This window comes from Stenotrophomonas sp. 99219_Sma (genome assembly GCF_056480785.1).
The window spans coordinates 1,491,796-1,509,176 of sequence record NZ_CM151117.1 but is presented as its reverse complement, the minus strand read 5'-3'; the positions used below and the strand labels follow the sequence as shown (position 1 = coordinate 1,509,176).

Below are 17,381 nucleotides of genomic sequence, written 5' to 3'. Positions count from 1 at the left end.
TCCGTGCCGAGCCCTCCTTCGTGAGCCACCGCATCATGCCCGTCCTGCCGCAGGCCGCCGTCGATGGCGACCTGGCCGATCCGCTGCCACAGCGGATCCTGCTGGTCGAAAATTCCCGTGCCTTTACCGGCATGCTGCGCGAAGCCATCGAGCAGCGCCTGGAACTGCCGGTGGTGATCGCCTCCACCCTGGCCGAGGCCGATCGCCTGCTGAGCGAGGGTGGCGGCTGGTTCCTGGTGCTGACCGGGTTGGTGCTGGCCGACGGCGACCGCGATGCGGTGGTCGAGTTCTTCCTCAAGCGCGACCTGCCGACCGTGGTGGTCAGCGGCGTGTACGACGAGGACCTGCGCAAGCGCGTGCTGCAGCAGCAGATCATCGACTACGTACTGAAGAATACCCCCGGCAGCATCGACTACCTGGTGTGGCTGGTGCAGCGGCTGGAACGCAACCGCCGCATCGCGGCGCTGGTGGTGGACGATTCCCCGTCCGCGCGCGGCTATGCCGCCGCCCTGCTGCGCATGTATGGCCATGAGGTGCACGAAGCGGCCGATGGCAACGAGGGCCTGGCCGCGATCGAGGCGCATCCGGCGATCCGCCTGGCGGTGGTCGACCAGGAAATGCCCGGCATGCAGGGCGTGGAATTCACCCGCCGCCTGCGCACCCTGCGCTCACGCGACAAGGTGGCGGTGATCGGCATCTCCGGCAACACCGACGCATCGCTGATCCCGCGCTTCCTGAAGAACGGTGCCAATGACTTCCTGCGCAAGCCATTCTCGCGCGAGGAATTCTTCTGCCGTGTCTCGCAGAACGTGGACCAGCTGGAACTGATCGGCACCCTGCAGGACCTGGCCACCCGCGACTTCCTCACCGGCCTGCCCAACCGCCGCTGCTTCCTGGAACAGAGCCAGCGCCAGTTGCCGCAGCTGCAGCTGCATGGCCAGTGCGTGGCGGTGGCGATGATCGACATCGATCACTTCAAGCACATCAACGACACTCACGGCCACGAGGCCGGCGATGATGCGCTGCGCGCGGTGGCCGGTGCGGTGGCCGCGCATGCACGCAGCCAGGACCTGATCGCACGCTTCGGTGGCGAGGAGTTCTGCCTGCTGGTGCCGGACATGGAACAGGACGAGGCACTGCAGTACTTCGAGGAGCTGCGCCAGCGCATCGCCGCGCTGGAAGTGGACATTGGCACCGCGACGCTTCGCATGACGGTCAGCATCGGCCTGTGCTGCCTGCGCCCGCAGCGTGATGCGCTGCACCGGCTGATCTCCGAGGCCGACCGCCAGCTGTACCTGGCCAAGGCCGGTGGCCGCAACCGGGTCAGCTGCACCACGGTGGCCAGCCCGCTGCGCCCGCGCGAGCCCGCCCTGCCCTGACCGGGCCGCTTTGATCCAGATCAACGCCGCACCCGCGCGGCGGCTCTACAGTCGGCCCCGACATACGCATGAAGGGGAGCCGGGGATGGCACTACTGGTCTGGCAGGACGATCTGAACATCGGCATCGATGTGATCGACCAACAACACCGCCGCATCATCGAGATGCTCAACCACCTGCACGTGGCCCAGGCCAGCATGCAGCGTGCGGCGGTGGGTGAAGTGATCGACGAGGTCGTGGACTACACCATGTCGCACTTCGCATTTGAAGAAGAGTTGATGGAAGAAGCGGGCTACCCGTTCTGTGCCGCGCACAAGCGCGTGCATGAGGTCTTCATCAAGCGGGTATCGGAATACCGCATGCGCTTCCAGGCCGGCGAAGACATCAGCGACGAACTGCGCACCATGCTCTCACGCTGGCTGTTCAATCACATACGCGGTGATGACCAGGCCTATGCCGAACAGGTCAAGGCGCACCTGAACCAGTTCGCCCGCGAGCACCAAGGGGGCGGTTGGCTGGGGCGTACGCTCAAGCGCTTCTTTGGTTGAGCCTCAGGGCGCGCCGGTGCAGTGCCACCAGCGCGCACAGGGTCGCCACCGCAGTCAGGCACAGGTAGTAACCCACCGCGACCAGGCCGAAGCGTTCGGCCAGCCAGGTGGCCAGGTACGGCGCCGGTGCCGCGCCAAGGATGCCGGCCAGGTTGAAAGACAGCGACGCGCCGGTATAGCGCACCTCCACCGGGTAGATCTCGGCCAGGAAGGTGCCGCAGGGGCCGTAGGTCAGGCCCATCAGGAACAGGCCCAGGCACAGGAAGCCAGTGACCAGCCACGGGCTATGCGGCTGGAACAGCGGCGCGAACAGCACACCGAAACCGACGATCAGTACGCTGGCGACGATCATCGTGCGTCGCGTGCCCCAACGGTCGCCATAGCGCGCCGACAGCGGGATACCCAGCGCGAAGAACAGCATGCCGGCCATCTGCATCAGCAGGAACTGCTCGCGGCTGTAGCCCAGCACCGCGGTGCCATGGCCGAGACTGAACACCGTCATCAGGTAGAACAGCACAAAGGTGGCGAACGCGCCCAGGGTACCCAGCAGCATCGGTACCGGATGGTCACGCAGTACCGTCCACATCGGCAGCCGCACCGGCGCCTTGCGCTCCAGCGCTTTCTTGAAATCGGGCGTCTCGTGGATGTTCAGGCGCACCCACAGGCCAAGGCCGACCAGCAGAGCGCTGGCCACGAACGGGATACGCCAGCCCCACTGCAGGAAGTCATCCTGGCTCAGGCAGCGGCCGAGCACCAGGAAAATGCCGGCCGACAGCAGGAAGCCGAGCGGCGCACCCAGCTGCGGGAACATGCCGTACCAGGCACGTTTGCCCGGCGGTGCGTTCTCGGTGGCCAGCAGCACTGCCCCACCCCACTCGCCGCCCAGCCCCAGGCCCTGGCCGAAGCGGCACAGCGCCAGCAACGCGGGGGCCCACAAGCCAATCTGTGCATGGGTGGGCAACAGGCCGATCAGCACCGTGGACAGGCCCATGGTCAGCAGCGCGGCCACCAGCGTGGCCTTGCGGCCGATACGGTCACCGAAGTGGCCGAACACCGCCGAGCCCACCGGACGCGCGATGAACGCGACCGCGAACGTTGCCAGTGACTGCAGCAGCGCAGCCTGTTCGCTGCTGTCCGGGAAGAACAGGTGCGGGAACACCAGCACCGCGGCCGTGGCGTAGATGTAGAAATCGAAGAACTCGATGGTGGTGCCGATCAGGCTGGCCAGCAGGACACGGCGGGGGGAATTCACGGGCGGCGCGGCAGCGGTGATCGTCGACATCGGCAACACGGGTAACGGCGGATCGCCCGATTCTGCCACGGGCCGGTGGCCGCACGGGGCGATGGTTTCAGCCGACACCGATGCCAACGGAATTTTTCGGGCCACCCGCTAGGCTGCACCACCGGTCCCTGCATGGATGCTTTGCCGATGACTGCAGTCGCGCTGTCGTGGTCCGATTCGCCGAAGCTGCCGCGCATGGCGGCATGGCTGATGGTGCTGCTGGTGCATGGGTTGATGGCAGTGTGGCTGCTGGGCAGTGGCAGGATCATGCTGCGCAGTAACGACGACGCAAGGATCTCGCTGCGCTGGCTGCCGCCCGAACCGTCGACGCTGGCGCCTCAACAGCCTACCCTGCGCTCCGCACAGGTGACGCGTCCGGCCGCTTCGGCGATGCCACGTCCTGCCCCGGCTGCCCAGACAGATTCCACCCTACCAGCCGCAGAGGAAACGGCCGTTGCGGCGCCGCTGATCCTGGGCCTCCCGGCGGGCAGCATCGACGGTGGCGACGGCATCAGCACTGCGGGTGTCGCTCCGCGCCTTATTGGTCGCCGCGAGATACACCCGGCATTCGCGCCGCGCCGCAATTACTTCCGGATCCGCCGGCAGATGACGCCGGAGCAGATCGTGCATGGCGTAGCGCAACTGCTGGGTTTGTGGCCACCGGGGTACATCGTCGACCCGTGCGAGCTGGGCAAGCAGGACATGGATTACTTCCAGAATGCCGTCGAAGAAGCCGACCGGGATCTGCTGCGTGCAGCGGTGCTGCAGGTGAGTACCCGCTGCCGGTAGCTCGACAGCTGTCTGCCTTCTGTAGAGTCGAGCCATGCTCGACTGCTCTTCGCGAGAGGCAGCCGAGCATGGCTCGGCTCTACCGAAGAACGAAAAGCAGCCGAGCATGGCTCGGCTCTACCGAAGAACGAAAAGCAGTCGAGCATGGCTCGACTCTACAAAGAGCGAACAGCGGTCAAGCAGCCGCGTCGTTACAACTGGATCCAGGTGGCCTTGATTTCGCTGTACTTGTCGAAGGCGTGCAGCGATTTGTCCCGGCCGTTGCCGGACTGCTTGTAACCACCAAACGGTGCGGTCATGTCGCCGCCATCCCAGCCGTTCACCCAGACGCTGCCGGCGCGCAGCTGGCGCGCAACCCGATGCGCGCGGCCCAGATCGCGTGTCCAGAGACCGGCGGCCAGTCCGTATCGGCTGTCGTTGGCTAGGCGCACCGCTTCGGCCTCGTCGTCGAAGCCAAGCACCGCCAGCACCGGCCCGAACACTTCCTCGCGTGCCAAGGCCTGCTCCGGGCGCACTTGGTCGAACACCGTCGGCTGCACATAGCTGCCGCCGGCCTCCACCTCGGCCCGTCGCCCACCCAGCAGCAGCCGCGCACCCTCACCTTCAGCGCGTGCGATGTCGTCCATCACCTTGTTCAGATGCGCGGCGTCCACCAGCGCGCCCATCGGCGCGTCGGCGTCCAGCGGATGCTGCGGCTGCATGTGCTGGCCATAAGCAACCACCTGGTGCACGAAATCCTCACGGATCGAGCGCTGCACCAGCAAGCGCGATCCGGCGGTACAGACTTCGCCCTGGTTGAAGAAGATGCCCTGCGCCACGGCCTTGGCCGCCGCGTCCAGATCGGGAGCGTCGGCGAACACCACGTGCGGGCTCTTGCCGCCGCATTCCAGCCAGACCCGCTTGAGGTTGGATCGCCCGGAATACTCCAGCAACTTCGCGCCGGTGGCAGTGGAACCGGTGAACGCCAACACATCCACGTCCATGTGCAGGGCCAGCGGTTCGCCGACGCGCGCGCCATGGCCCGGCAGCACGTTCAGCACGCCCTCCGGCAGGCCCGCCTCGGCGGCCAGCGCCGCCAGCCGCAGCGCACTCAGCGGCGACCGCTCGGAAGGCTTGAGCACCACCGAATTGCCCATCGCCAGTGCTGGCGCGATCTTCCAGCTGGCCATCAGCAACGGGAAATTCCACGGCACGATGGCCGCCACCACGCCCGCGGCCTCGCGGGTGACCAGTCCGAGTTCGTGCGGGCCAGTCGGCGCGATCTCGCCATACAGTTTGTCCACTGCTTCGGCGGTCCAGGTCAGGCACCGCACCACACCGGGCAGGTCGATACGGCGCGCGTCACGTACCGGCTTGCCCATGTCCAGGGTTTCCAGCAGCGCCAGCTCATCGGCGTGCTTCTCCACCAGCGCGGCCAGCGCCAGCAACACGCGCTTGCGATGCGCCGGGCTCGTCTGCGACCAGTGACCCGCCTCGAAGCTGCGCCGCGCGGCCAGTACCGCGCGTTCGACATCCTGCGCGTCGCAGTCGGCAACCGCGCCCAGCACGCGACCATCGATCGGGCTGATGCAGTCGAAGCGGGCGCTGCTGGCGGCATCGACATAACGGCCATCGATGAAGGCCTGGCCCGGCATCGAGAGCTGAAGGGACAGCGCCTGCCAGTGGCTGCGGTCGGGGAAATCGGCCATGGGAAGCTCCAGCGGTCAACGAGCTTTGGTTATACCGGGACCGCCGCGACTCCACCGTGACGCGGCTGCGCTACATTCGTCGCATCGGACCCGATGGAGCTGGCATGAAGCGTCCCGAAAGCGACCTGCACGACCTGGCCACCCAGCGCCCCGAGTCACTGGACGCGTACTGGATGCCGTTCACCGCCAACCGCCAGTACAAGGCCGCGCCGCGCATGCTGGTACGCGCCGAAGGCATGCACTACGAGGACGTCGACGGCCGCCAGATCCTCGACGGCACCGCCGGCCTGTGGTGCTGCAACGCCGGCCACGCCCGCCCGCGCATCGTCGAGGCCATCGTCGAGCAGGCACGCACGCTCGACTATTCGCCGGCCTTCCAGATGGGCTCGCCGCCGGCCTTCGCACTGGCGCAGCGGCTGGCCGCACTGGCGCCTGCCCCGCTCAACCATGTGTTCTTCACCAGCTCCGGCTCCGAGGCGGTGGATACCGCGATGAAGATCGCGCTGGCCTATCACCGCCAGCGTGGCGAGGGCCAGCGCACCCGCTTCATCAGCCGCGAGAAGGCTTACCACGGGGTCGGTTTCGGCGGCATGGCGCTGGGTGGGCTGCCCAACAACCGCAGGGCGTTCGGCCTGCAGCTGGGCGGCGTGGACTACCTGCGGCATACCCTGGACCTGCCGCGCAATGCTTTCAGCAAGGGCCTGCCACGCCAGGGCGCGGAGCTGGCCGACGACCTGGAACGGCTGATCGCGCTGCACGATGCCTCGACCATCGCGGCGGTGTTCGTCGAGTCCATTGCCGGTTCGGCCGGGGTGATCCTGCCCGCGCCCGGCTACCTCCAGCGCCTGCGCGAGCTGTGCGACCACCACGGCATCCTGCTGGTGTTCGACGAAGTCATCACCGGCTTCGGCCGGGTCGGCATGCCCTTCGCCGCGCAGCGCTTCGGAGTCACTCCGGACCTGCTGACCTTCGCCAAGGCGGTCAGCAACGGCGCGGTGCCGCTGGGTGGCGTGCTGGCCAGCGACGCCGTGCATGCGACCCTGATGCAGGCACCGCCGCAGGCCATCGAGCTGTTCCATGGCTATACCCATTCCGGCCATCCGCTGGCCTGCGCCGCAGCGCTGGCCACGCTGGAGGTCTATGCCGAGGAGCGCCTGTTCGAGCGTGCCATCGAGCTGGGCGAATACTGGCAGGAACGGCTGCATGCGCTGCAGGGCCTGCCCAACGTGATCGACATCCGCAACTTCGGGCTGGTCGGCGCGGTCGAGCTGGCGCCGCGCCGCGATGCCCCCGGCAGCCGTGGCTACGAGGTGTTCCGGCGCTGCTTCCAGGACGGCCGGCTGCTGGTGCGCTGTACCGGCGACATCATCGCGCTGTCGCCGCCGCTGATCGTGGACAAGGCACAGATCGACCAGATCACCGGCACCCTGGGCGAGATGATCCGGGCCACCGCCTGAGCCCGGGCCGGCGGTGGCGAGCGGGTACAATGGGCGGTTCCGCTCCTGCTCGCTGCCGTGCCCATGGATATCGTCGTCAAAGAAGAACTCAAGGCCTACATCGACCCGCTGACCGCGGACGAACATGACGCGCTGGAGCGCAGCATCCTGGCCGAAGGCTGCCGCGATGCGCTGGTGCTGTGGGGTGATGTGCTGGTCGATGGCCACAACCGTTTCGGCATCTGCCAGAAGCATGGCCTGCCCTTCAATACCGTGCAGAACACCCGCTTCCAGAGCATGGAAGACGTGCACCTGTGGATGATCGAGCAGCACCTGGGCCGCCGCAGCGTGTCCGACTTCCAGCGCGGCGTGCTGGCGCTGCGCAAGCGCGACATCCTGGCCGCCCGCAAGCAGATCGAGCAGGCGCAGCTGCAGCGAGAGAGCGACGGCACCGCCGAAGCCATCGAGGACGCGGGTGAGGACAGCCCGCCGTGGGAACCGGCACCGAAGATCAGCCGCGCCGAGCTGGCCCGCGAGGCCAAGCTGAGCACCAGCCAGGTCGGCATGATCGAACGCATCCACGCCCAGGCCGCGGCCGAGGTGGTGGAAGCGGTGAAGGCCGGCGTGATCTCGATCAGCGCTGCTGCTGCCGTGGCCGACCTGCCGGAAGACGAGCAGCGCGCCGCTGCCGCCGGTGGCAAGGATGAGCTGAAGCAGGCCGCCAAGCGCGTGCGCGAGTCCAAGCGCAAGCCGCGTGCACCGAAGCCGGAAGCAGCCGAGATGGACTTCGAGGAAGCGGACGAAGAGCAGATCGCCAGCCGCGACGCCGAGGTGCTGTCGGCACTGGAGCAGCTGGGCGAGGATGCCCCGGCGCTGCGCCGCCGCGTGGTCGCGCTGACCCGCGAGAACGACACCCTGCGCGCGCAGCTGGCTGCGTTGCGCAAGCAGCTCGAAGCGCTCTGAACCAACGGGTAGTGCCGGCCGCGGGCCGGCAACCCCATGAACGTTCCGGGTGCGTTGCGCATGCCGGCCAGCGGCCGGCACTACCAGATGCTCATGCCCTGCCGGTTAGACTTCCGGCATGACGTCTGCCAACGATCCGCGCCGCGCACAGCTGCGGCGCCTGAAAGCCCTCGCGCTGGGCCTGCTGCTGTTGATGCTCGCCGGTTTCGCGGTCAGCCACTGGCAGGGCGAGCGCGGCATCTGGGCCTGGGTCTCGGCCTTCTGCGAAGCAGCGGCCGTAGGCGCACTGGCCGACTGGTTCGCGGTCGTCGCGCTGTTCCGGCGGCCGATGGGCCTGCCGATCCCGCATACGGCAATCATCCCACGCAGCAAGGAACGCATCGGCGACAGCCTGGCCCTGTTCGTGCGCGACCAGTTCCTTGAACCACAGGTCCTCTTGGCAAAGCTGCAGGTATTCGACCCGGCCAGCCGTCTCGGCAGTTGGCTGGCCGACCCTGCACGTTCGCGGATGCTGGCCGACATGGCCCGCGGCTGGGCCCTGCAGGCACTGGACTTCTTCGACGAAACCGCGGTGCGTCGGCAGCTGCACGCCTTCGTGGTGCAGCAGCTGCGGCAGTGGAATGCCGCCGCCACCGCCGGTGAGCTGCTGGCCCTGCTGACCGCCGATGGGCGCCACCAGCGCGTGCTGGACGAGGGCCTGCAGCGCTTGGGACGCTGGCTGGAGCAGCCGGAAGTGAAGGAGCGCGCCTCGCAGCTGATCGTGCGTTACATCCAGCGCGAGTGGCCGACGCTGTCGAGCACGGTGAACTGGGTCAAGCCGATCGACGAGATCGGCGACAGCCTGGCCGAGCGACTGGCGCGGGCGGTGCTGGAAGAACTGCAGCAGGTGCTGGCCGAGCCGCAGCATCCGCTGCGCCAGGACTACGAGAGCTGGCTGCAGAACTACGTGCAGCGCCTGCGCGAGGACCCGGCCCTGGCCGAGCGCATCGAACAGCTCAAACAGGAAATGATCGATCACCCCGCCCTGCAGGAGTACGTGCAGGGGCTGTGGGCGCGCATCCATGCCAGCCTGCGTGCCGACCTGCAGCGTGAGGATTCGGCGCTGGTCGGGCACCTGCAGCGCAGCCTCGCGTCACTGGGCAGCAGCCTGCAGGCCGACCCGGCCCTGCGCGACGCGCTGAACCAGCATCTTCTGGAGGGCGCCCAGCGCCTCACCGGCCGCCTGCGCGAAGGCGTGACCATGCATATCGCGCAGACCGTGAAGAGCTGGGACGAACGGCATCTGGTCGAACAGCTGGAACTGAGCGTGGGCCGCGACCTGCAGTTCATCCGCTTCAACGGCACCCTGGTGGGCGGCCTGATCGGCCTGCTGCTGCACGCCGCGACGTTGGTGTTCAGGTTCTAGGACCCCATCCGGCAGTCGATCCACGCTCTGCGTGGAGACGGAATTCGTCACGCTTGATTAACGAAATGCGAATGCCTATCATTTGCCGATCGGTTGTACGCTTAGCCAAGCGGGGCACGGAAGCACGCACCTACCCGCCCCTTCGCCCGTGTACATCCCCCGACTAACGGGTCGCCCGCACCAAGCGGGTGGCGCACCGTCGATGGGACTCGCTGGGCGACGTGCGCGAAGCGCATGGCTGCTGTGTCTGCGCATTCCATCGCCTGTTTCGTCCTGCATGGAATCGCACCGATGGCAATGCCGTTGAACCACCCTCATCCCACTCTGCTGGCCCTGGCCGTGACCGCACTGATGATCGCCCCGCTGGCCCATGCCGACGGCACTGCCGATCCTTCCGCGCGCACGCTGGATACGGTCCAGGTCACCGCTGACGGCGATATCGTCGACAGCTATACGGTCAAGCGTGCCAGCACGGCCACCAAGCTCGGCCTGTCGCTGCGCCAGACACCGCAGTCGATGACCGTGGTCACCCGCCAGCGCCTGGACGACATGGGCCTGTTCTCGCTGTCCGATGTGATGGGCCAGGTCACCGGCGTGGCGGTATCGGTTACCGACAGTGAGCGCATCAACTACGTCTCGCGCGGCTACAACATCACCAATTTCCAGGTCGATGGGATGCTCAACACCTTCGGTGGGTACATCAAGACCAACACCGACAGCGTGATCTATGACCGCATCGAAGTGGTGCGCGGCGCAACCGGCCTGACCACCGGTGCCGGCGATCCCTCGGGCACCATCAACTTCGTGCGCAAGCGTCCTACCGACAGCTTCCAGATGAGCGCCAACCTGACCCTCGGGCGTTGGGGCAACCAGCGCCTGGAGGCCGACCTCGGTGGCCCGGTTGCGCTCGACGGCCGCATCCGCGCGCGCGTGGTGGCGGCCAAACAACAGAGTGACTCGTTCCGCGATGTCTACAAACTGGACAAGGACGTGTTCTACGGCATCGTCCAGGCCGACATCACCGACACGACCCTGCTCGAGGCCGGCTACGAATACCAGTCGCCGCGCACCACGGGCGTGACCTGGGGCGTGGTGCCGTACTGGGGGTCCGATGGCCAGCCCGCCAACCTGCCGCGCTCGACCAACCTGTCCGCCCGCTGGAGCAGTTGGCCGATCATCGAAAAGAGCGCATTCGCACGCCTTGAGCAGCAGTTGGGCAACGGCTGGACCGCGAAGGCCGCCTATACCCGCTCCAAGCGCGAAACCGACGGTGCGGTGTGGTATGGGGCCTCCGGCTACCCGAATGCCGATGGCAGCGGCATCAGCGCCTTCGTCGGCAGCTTCGGCGAGAACGGCGACATGCAGGTGTTCGACTTCAACGTTGGCGGTCCGTTCCGGCTGTTCGGCCGGGAACACGAGCTGGTGCTCGGTTTCGGCCAATCCGTGCGCAAGGGTGACGTGCCTGCCACCGACACCGCTGCCTACCCGGACAGCTACACCCGTGTACCCGATTGGCACCGCTGGAACGGAGACGTCGCGCCGCTGCAGGTTACCCGCCTGGGCTATCTGGCTTCTGAAGACGAACTGCGCCAGCGCGCGGCCTATCTGGCGACGCGCCTGCAGCTGGCCGATCCGTTGACCGCGGTGCTTGGCGCGCGCTACGGCAGCTGGGAAACGCGTACCTGGAACTACACCCATGACGCCGCCGGTCGCCTGACCGATACGCGTCGCGGCGGCTACAAGCCGGACGACTCGCTCACTCCGTATGCCGGCTTCATCTACGACTTCAACCGCTACTTCAGCGGCTACGTCAGCTACACCGACATCTTCCAGCCGCAGAACTACCGTGACCGGGACAACAACTACCTCGAACCGGTGGTCGGTGACATGTGGGAGGCCGGCGTCAAGGCCGAGTTCTTCGACGGTCTGCTGAATGCTTCCGCGGCCGTGTTCAAGGGCCAGAAGGACAACGTTGCCGAGCTTGATGACTCGGTGCCGGAAAACTCGCTGCCGGGTGGGGTCAGTGCCTACCGCTCCACCGGCAAGGGCAACAAGGTCAAGGGCTGGGAGATCGAAGCACAAGGCAGCCTTGGTGAGAACTGGAACCTGGCGGCCGGCTTCACCCACACCGTCAGCCGCAATGCGCAGGGCGTGCGCCAGAACACCGTCGTCCCGGTCGATCTGTTCCGCCTCAACGCCAGCTGGCGACCGGGCGGTGCTGAAGGCCGCTTCTGGCTGGGCGGTGGCGCCACCTGGCAGAGCGGAATCTGGAGCCTGAGCAACAAGCCGCGTGCGGATTTCCTGACCAGCGGCAAGCGCGACCGCGTGGCAATCGAACAGGGCGACATCTACCTGCTCAACCTGTCGGCGGGCTATCGCTTCAACGAGAACTTCACCGCGCAGGTAAACGTGAACAACCTGCTGGACAAGAAGTATTACAACCGCGTCGGTTTCTATGACGGCGTGTTCTGGGGCGAACCGCGCAATGTGACGATGACACTGCGCTGGAAGCTCTGACCCTCGATGGATGGCACCGGTTCTGCGACCGGTGCCCGGCCACGGATGGCCAACCCCGGCGCGCTGCGGTGCGCCGGTTCCTTTTCACTGAAACCTGCAGGAACGCCGTGGACCGCTCGCCCGCAACCGCCAGCCCCCGCACCTTCTTCTCCAACCCGCGCTGGGGCGTGCTGTCACGCTCGCTGGCGGCGATCTTCGGCGGCTACACGCTGGCTTCTGTGACCAGCGTATTCTGCGCGGTGGCGCTGCCCGGCGCACGTGGCCAGACCGTGCTGACCGGCATGCTGCTGGCCATTCTGGTGGCCGCCTGCGCGGCGCTGTGGGCGTTCGCCACCCGCAGTGCGCTGCGTGCGTGGGTCGGCATCCTCGCCCCCACCCTGCTGATGGCAGTCATCGCGCGCATGCTGGGGGCCTGGGCATGAAGAACGGATTCCGCCAGTCGATGGCCTGGCTGCACACCTGGACCGGCCTGCTGGTCGGCTGGCTGCTGTTGCTGATTTTCATGGCCGGCACGGCCAGCTACTACCGCGAGGAAATCAGCCGCTGGATGCGCCCGGAACTGCCCTCCAGCAACGTCAGCATCGATGTGGCCGCGCAGCGTGCCGTGGACTACCTGCAGGCCAACGCCGCGCAGGCCGAGAACTGGTTCGTCACCCTGCCACAACCGCGCAACCCCGCCATGCAGATGTTCTGGCGGCTGCCGCCGGAGCTGGCCGACCCCAGCCGTGGCCGTCGAGGGGGCTTCGGCGACGCAACACTGGACCCGAACACCGGGCAGGCACTGAAGGCCCGCGAGACTCGCGGCGGTGATTTCTTCTACCGCCTGCATTTCGACCTGCACTACATCCCGGTGCTGTGGGCGCGCTATCTGGTCGGCTTCTGTGCGATGTTCATGCTGGTGGCAATCATCACCGGCGTCATCACCCACAAGAAAATCTTCAAGGACTTCTTCACCTTCCGCAAGGACAAGGGCCTGCGGTCCTGGCTCGATTTCCACAACGTCAGCGCGGTGATGGCCCTGCCCTACCACGCGATGATCACCTACACCGGCATCGTCACCCTGATGATCATGTACCTGCCGTGGGGCGTGAAGGTGGCCTACCCGCAGGACGAGGATGCCTTCTACAGCGAGGCCTTCGGTGGCATGCCGGAGGTGACTGCACCTGCCGAAGGCCGCGCCACCCCGCTGCCGATCGCGCAGCTGCTGGACAGCGCGCGTGCACACTGGCACGGCGTGGAAGTGGCCGGCTTCACCGTGTCCAACCCGGGCGCGGCCAATGCGGTGATCGACATCCGCCAGCGCGACGGCAAGCGCCTGTCCACCGACACCCCGGCCGTGCGCTACGACATGGTCAACGGCACGCTGCTGGAAGAAACACCGCCTTCCGGTGGCGCCACCGCCACCCGCGGCGTGCTGTACGGCCTGCACCTGGCGCGCTTCGCCGACTGGGGCCTGCGCGCACTGTTCTTCCTGTCCGGCCTGGTCGGCTGCCTGATGGTGGCCAGCGGCGTGGTGCTGTGGGCGGTGAAGGAACGGCCCAAGCACGCCAAGAGTGGCCGCACAGGCTTCGGCTTGCGCCTGGTCGATGCGTTGAACATCGGTACCGTGGCCGGCCTGCCGATCGCCTTTGCAGCGTACTTCTGGGGCAACCGCCTGCTGCCGCTGGACATCGCCGAACGCTCCAGCGCCGAGGCCAACGTGTTCTTCTACGCCTGGGGCGCGGCACTGCTGGCCGCCTTCATCTGGCCGAAGCGGATGATGTGGGCCTGGCAGCTGTACCTGGGCGCAGCCGCGTTCGCGCTGGTGCCGGTGGTCAATGCGCTGACCACGCATGCGCATCTGGGCAACACCCTGCGCAACGGGGACTGGGTGCTGGCTGGCTTTGATCTGTCGATGATCGCGTTCGGCGCGATGCTGGCGCTGTGCGGCTGGCGCATGCAGCGCTGGACACCACCGCTGAGCGCGGCCGAGAAGAAGAAGCGTGCAGCGGCGGCGGCGGCGCCCAAGGCCCCGGTGGACGCTGCAGAAACCGCCGAAGCGGAGGCCAGCGCATGATGCTGCTCGCGTTGACCCTGTCGTTCTCTGCGTTCACCGCGCTGTCGCTGGCGATGGAGAAGCACCAGCACGACCTGCACGGCAAGGCTGCAGCCACCCCGGCACGGCGCACCCAGTGGCGGGTGCTGGGTTGGGCCCTGCTGACGATAGCGTTCGCACTGTGCGTGGTCGACCACGGCTGGGCGATGGGCCCGGTGCTGTGGCTGGGCGTGATGACCGTGGGCGGCGTGGTGCTGTCGTTCGGGTTGTACCCGTACCGGCCGAAATGGATCGCGCCGCTGGCGATCGCGCTGCCCGTGGCCGGGCTGCTGGTGGCGTTGCTGTAACCGCCATCCACGCATGGCGTGGATCTACTGAACAGCCCTCCACGCATGGCGTGGATGTACCGGCCAGATATGGGGAGTGCCGGCCGCTGGCCGGCATCCCATGAACCCTCTGCGGATCTGACACCGTTGCCGGCCAGCGGCCGGCATTACCGGACTTACCCCAACCGCTTCAGTTCCCACGCGCGGTGGATGCGCGCGTTGCGCTCGAAATCCGGGCCGATGGTGCGTGCGGTGATCTCGCGGCACTGGGCAAATTCGGCGATGGCGTTCTCTTCCAGCTTGAAGCGGCGGAAGTTGTTGGAGAAGTACAGCACGCCGCCCGGTGCCAGCCGCGCAACCGCCGCGCGCAGCAGCTTCAACTGCTCGCGCTGCACGTCGAAGTCATCGGCGCGTGCGGAGTTGGAGAACGTCGGCGGATCGCAGAAGATCACGTCGTACTGGCCACGGTCGCCTTCCAACCACGCCATCGCATCGGCCTGCACCAGCAGGTGCTGGTTGCCGCCCTGCCCGTTCAACGCCAGGTTGTCGTAGCACCACTGCAGGTAAGTCGCCGAAAGATCGACGCTGGTGGTGCTGGCCGCACCGGCCACGGCGGCCTGCACGCTGGCCACGCCGGTGTAGCAGAACAGGTTGAGGAAACGCTTGCCACGCGCCTGCTCGGCCATCATCCGGCGCAGCGGGCGGTGGTCGAGGAACAGGCCGGTGTCCAGGTAGTCGAACAGATTCACCTGCAGCAGCGCGTTGTTCTCGCGCACCACGATGAACTCGTCACGCTGCTCGAAACGGCCGTACTTGCTGCCGCCCTTGCCGCGCTCGCGCGACTTCATCGACACCTGTTCCGGCGGCACGCCGAATACTTCCCGTGCAGCGGCCAGCAGTTCGTTGCGGCGACGGCGCACGTCGTTCTCCGGAATCGCCGCCGGTGCCGCGTACTCCTGCACATGCAGGAAGGTACGGCGCTTGCCACCGTCTTCCTCGTAGACATCGATGGCCGCCGCGTACTCCGGCAGATCGGCATCGTAGGCGCGGAAGCAGGTGATATCCTCGCGGGCACGCCAGCTCTTGAACTTCTTCAGGTTCTTGCGCAGGCGGTTGGCCACCATCTGCGCACCTTCGCTCAGCTCGCGCGGCTGCGCCGGGTCACGGCCCGGCACGGCGATCGGGTCGCAGACGATCAGCGCGCATTCCAGCGCACCGTTGAACATCTGGTACTTCTTGCCCGCACGCAGGCCGGTGGCAAAGGCCAGTTCGTCGTTGCCGCACAGCAGGCTGGCGCGCCACTGCGGCACCGCCTTCTGCAGGGCATTGCCGAGTGCGCGGTACAGCGCCGGGTCGGCGGCCAGGCGTTCGTCATACGGCGGGTTGCAGACCACCGCACCGATCTCCTGCTCCGGTGCGGCCAGGTCGGCGACGTCGGCGCGGGTGAAGCGGATCGCGTGGGCGACACCGGCCACCTCGGCATTCTCGCGTGCCGCCTGGATCGCGGTCGGGTCGATGTCGCTGCCGTGGATGACCGGCTTCAGCGCGGCCAGGCCAGCCGCTTCGCGATCGCGTGCTTCGCTCTGGATGGTCTTCCAGGCCGCCTTGTCGAAGCCCAGCCAGCGGCTCGGCGGCAGGCTGCCGTGGCGCATCAGGCCGGGCGCGACGTCGGCGGCCATCAGCGCGCCTTCAATCAGCAGCGTGCCGCTGCCGCACATCGGGTCCAGCAGGCCGCCACCGGCGGCGTGCAGCCGCGGCCACTGCGCGCGCAGCAGCAGCGCGGCGGCCAGATTTTCCTTCAGCGGTGCCTCGTGAGCGGCGCCGCGCCAGCCACGGCGATGCAACGGGCCGCCGCCGAGGTCGATCGACAGCGAGGCACGGCCTTTGCGCAGTGACAGGTTGACCCGCACATCCGGCAGGTCGGTGTTGACCGACGGGCGCTCCACGCCTTCATCACGCATGCGGTCGACGATGGCGTCCTTGATCCGCTGCGCGGCAAAGCGGGCATGGGTGATCTTGTCGCCCGACACGTGCGCGTCCACCGCCAGGGTCATCTCCGGCTTGAGGTGCTCGTGCCACGGCAGCGCACGCACGCCGTCATACAGGGCCTGCTCGTCCGGGCACTCGAATTCGTCGATCGGCCACAGCACGCGACTGGCCAGGCGTGACCACATCACGATCCGCAGCGCCTGCTCCAGTTCGCCCTCGGCGTTGACGCCGGCAATGGTGGCAGTGGCCTTGCCAAGGCCCAGGGCCGACAGTTCATCGGCAAGCAGGTATTCCAGGCCCTTGGCGCAGGAGACGAAGAATTTCACAGGATCGGTTCGCAGGTGGTCGGGCGCGGCACTGGGGCCGGGCCAGTCGGAAAGGAGGGCCGTAGGCACGGCCGGCAAGCCCGCGCCGGGGGCGGCGGGGCTGCCATTGTAGTCAATGCGGGCGGGCGCGCCGTGCGCCCGGGCTTCACAGTTGCCGCAGCAGGCGCTCGAAGGCCTGCGCGGAGGCCTCCACGTGGTGCTCCAGGCGGTGGCCGTCGTCGACCAGCAGCAGCTGCGCCGAACGCGCCTGGGCCCAGGCGATCACTCCAGCGGCCGGCACCACGTCGTCATGCCAGGCCTGGACCACGGTGGTCGGCACGGCGGCGGCGTCCAGCGCCGGCATCGGGCCCATCGTGGTCGGCGGCACCATCAGGAACAGGCCGGCGACCGGGACCTGCAACGAGGCGATGGCGGAGATGTAGGCGCCCAGGCTGGAACCGGCCAGCACCACCGGACCCTGCCGGGCGGCGATGGCGGTGCGTTCAACCAGGCGGCGCAGGCGGGTCGGCACGTCACCTACGCGGCTGACCTCGCTCATCGCGTCCAGGTCTGTATAGTCCGGGCGCTCATGAGTCCAGCCCAGGCGCTGCGCCACGTCGGCCAGCGCGGTGACCTTGGTCGCCTCCGGGCCGCTCTCGAAGCCATGGGACAGGATGCAGTGGCCGCGGCTCATGCGCGTGCTCCGTGGGCGCGGGCCAA

At 67.5% G+C, this 17,381-nt stretch carries 14 protein-coding genes; 10 read left to right on the top strand and 4 right to left on the bottom strand.

Features of this window, described 5'->3' with window-relative positions:
* The first annotated feature begins 35 nt into the window (after positions 1-35).
* Together ACZK13_RS06845 and ACZK13_RS06840 are read left to right on the top strand one after the other, a co-directional pair.
* Positions 36-1,379, top strand: coding sequence for a diguanylate cyclase (locus ACZK13_RS06845; protein WP_032127881.1), 1,344 nt, complete (start codon positions 36-38; stop codon positions 1,377-1,379).
* 85 nt (positions 1,380-1,464) lie between these two features.
* On the top strand, positions 1,465-1,926 hold the full coding sequence (locus tag ACZK13_RS06840; protein WP_004151683.1) for a bacteriohemerythrin: 462 nt from the start codon (positions 1,465-1,467) through the stop codon (positions 1,924-1,926).
* Here the strand turns inward: ACZK13_RS06840 and ACZK13_RS06835 are convergent.
* A complete protein-coding gene (locus ACZK13_RS06835; RefSeq protein ID WP_132809734.1) occupies positions 1,907-3,208 on the bottom strand; it encodes an MFS transporter in 1,302 nt (433 codons plus the stop codon). The two genes, ACZK13_RS06840 and ACZK13_RS06835, sit on opposite strands and share 20 nt — an antisense overlap.
* A 147-nt stretch (positions 3,209-3,355) precedes the next feature.
* Here ACZK13_RS06835 and ACZK13_RS06830 point away from each other — a divergent pair, with 147 nt between their 5' ends.
* Complete coding sequence (locus ACZK13_RS06830; RefSeq protein ID WP_478482385.1) at positions 3,356-3,997, top strand: hypothetical protein; 642 nt, start codon at positions 3,356-3,358, stop codon at positions 3,995-3,997.
* 191 nt (positions 3,998-4,188) lie between these two features.
* Here the strand turns inward: ACZK13_RS06830 and ACZK13_RS06825 are convergent, their stop codons facing one another.
* Entirely contained in the window at positions 4,189-5,685 is a 1,497-nt protein-coding gene (locus ACZK13_RS06825; protein ID WP_478482384.1) for an aldehyde dehydrogenase, read from the bottom strand.
* A 104-nt stretch (positions 5,686-5,789) separates the two neighbouring features.
* On the opposite strand from ACZK13_RS06825, the gene aptA reads away from it, so the two are divergent.
* The 7 genes from aptA (at position 5,790) to ACZK13_RS06790 (ending at position 14,388) form a co-directional block, all read left to right on the top strand.
* On the top strand, positions 5,790-7,142 hold the full coding sequence (gene aptA, locus ACZK13_RS06820; RefSeq protein ID WP_478482383.1) for an omega-aminotransferase AptA: 1,353 nt from the start codon (positions 5,790-5,792) through the stop codon (positions 7,140-7,142).
* Positions 7,143-7,205: 63 nt separating this feature from the next.
* On the top strand, positions 7,206-8,084 hold the full coding sequence (locus ACZK13_RS06815) for a plasmid replication/partition related protein (protein ID WP_032127886.1): 879 nt from the start codon (positions 7,206-7,208) through the stop codon (positions 8,082-8,084).
* Positions 8,085-8,202: 118 nt separating this feature from the next.
* On the top strand, positions 8,203-9,489 hold the full coding sequence (locus ACZK13_RS06810; protein WP_125893483.1) for a DUF445 domain-containing protein: 1,287 nt from the start codon (positions 8,203-8,205) through the stop codon (positions 9,487-9,489).
* 291 nt (positions 9,490-9,780) lie between these two features.
* The gene (locus ACZK13_RS06805; RefSeq protein ID WP_125893481.1) at positions 9,781-12,006 is read left to right on the top strand and encodes a TonB-dependent siderophore receptor; all 2,226 of its coding nucleotides are present in this window, start codon (positions 9,781-9,783) and stop codon (positions 12,004-12,006) included.
* A gap of 107 nt (positions 12,007-12,113) precedes the next feature.
* Complete coding sequence (locus ACZK13_RS06800) at positions 12,114-12,428, top strand: DUF3649 domain-containing protein (protein WP_125893479.1); 315 nt, start codon at positions 12,114-12,116, stop codon at positions 12,426-12,428.
* On the top strand, positions 12,425-14,062 hold the full coding sequence (locus ACZK13_RS06795) for a PepSY-associated TM helix domain-containing protein (protein WP_071228416.1): 1,638 nt from the start codon (positions 12,425-12,427) through the stop codon (positions 14,060-14,062). The genes ACZK13_RS06800 and ACZK13_RS06795 overlap by 4 nt, the downstream gene beginning before the upstream one ends.
* Positions 14,059-14,388, top strand: coding sequence for a DUF3325 domain-containing protein (locus tag ACZK13_RS06790; protein ID WP_032127891.1), 330 nt, complete (start codon positions 14,059-14,061; stop codon positions 14,386-14,388). Before ACZK13_RS06795 ends, ACZK13_RS06790 begins: the two co-directional genes overlap by 4 nt.
* 155 nt (positions 14,389-14,543) lie before the next feature.
* Here ACZK13_RS06790 and rlmKL read toward each other — a convergent pair whose 3' ends face one another.
* Positions 14,544-16,682 (bottom strand): bifunctional 23S rRNA (guanine(2069)-N(7))-methyltransferase RlmK/23S rRNA (guanine(2445)-N(2))-methyltransferase RlmL, encoded by a 2,139-nt coding sequence (gene rlmKL, locus ACZK13_RS06785; RefSeq protein WP_253143311.1) that lies wholly within the window; start codon positions 16,680-16,682, stop codon positions 14,544-14,546.
* Between the two features lie 145 nt (positions 16,683-16,827).
* Positions 16,828-17,355 (bottom strand): alpha/beta hydrolase, encoded by a 528-nt coding sequence (locus ACZK13_RS06780; RefSeq protein ID WP_014036558.1) that lies wholly within the window; start codon positions 17,353-17,355, stop codon positions 16,828-16,830.
* Positions 17,356-17,381 lie beyond the last annotated feature (26 nt).

Excerpts from the sequence above, each read along its gene's own strand:
- ACZK13_RS06830 (WP_478482385.1), top strand. The coding sequence starts at position 3,356 with ATGACTGCAGTCGCGCTGTCGTGGTCCGATTCGCCGAAGCTGCCGCGC.
- ACZK13_RS06845 (WP_032127881.1), top strand. The coding sequence starts at position 36 with ATGCCCGTCCTGCCGCAGGCCGCCGTCGATGGCGACCTGGCCGATCCG.
- ACZK13_RS06840 (WP_004151683.1), top strand. The coding sequence starts at position 1,465 with ATGGCACTACTGGTCTGGCAGGACGATCTGAACATCGGCATCGATGTG.
- ACZK13_RS06810 (WP_125893483.1), top strand. The coding sequence starts at position 8,203 with ATGACGTCTGCCAACGATCCGCGCCGCGCACAGCTGCGGCGCCTGAAA.
- ACZK13_RS06825 (WP_478482384.1), bottom strand. The coding sequence starts at position 5,685 with ATGGCCGATTTCCCCGACCGCAGCCACTGGCAGGCGCTGTCCCTTCAG.
- ACZK13_RS06805 (WP_125893481.1), top strand. The coding sequence starts at position 9,781 with ATGGCAATGCCGTTGAACCACCCTCATCCCACTCTGCTGGCCCTGGCC.
- ACZK13_RS06790 (WP_032127891.1), top strand. The coding sequence starts at position 14,059 with ATGATGCTGCTCGCGTTGACCCTGTCGTTCTCTGCGTTCACCGCGCTG.
- ACZK13_RS06835 (WP_132809734.1), bottom strand. The coding sequence starts at position 3,208 with ATGTCGACGATCACCGCTGCCGCGCCGCCCGTGAATTCCCCCCGCCGT.
- aptA (WP_478482383.1), top strand. The coding sequence starts at position 5,790 with ATGAAGCGTCCCGAAAGCGACCTGCACGACCTGGCCACCCAGCGCCCC.
- ACZK13_RS06780 (WP_014036558.1), bottom strand. The coding sequence starts at position 17,355 with ATGAGCCGCGGCCACTGCATCCTGTCCCATGGCTTCGAGAGCGGCCCG.
- ACZK13_RS06815 (WP_032127886.1), top strand. The coding sequence starts at position 7,206 with ATGGATATCGTCGTCAAAGAAGAACTCAAGGCCTACATCGACCCGCTG.
- ACZK13_RS06795 (WP_071228416.1), top strand. The coding sequence starts at position 12,425 with ATGAAGAACGGATTCCGCCAGTCGATGGCCTGGCTGCACACCTGGACC.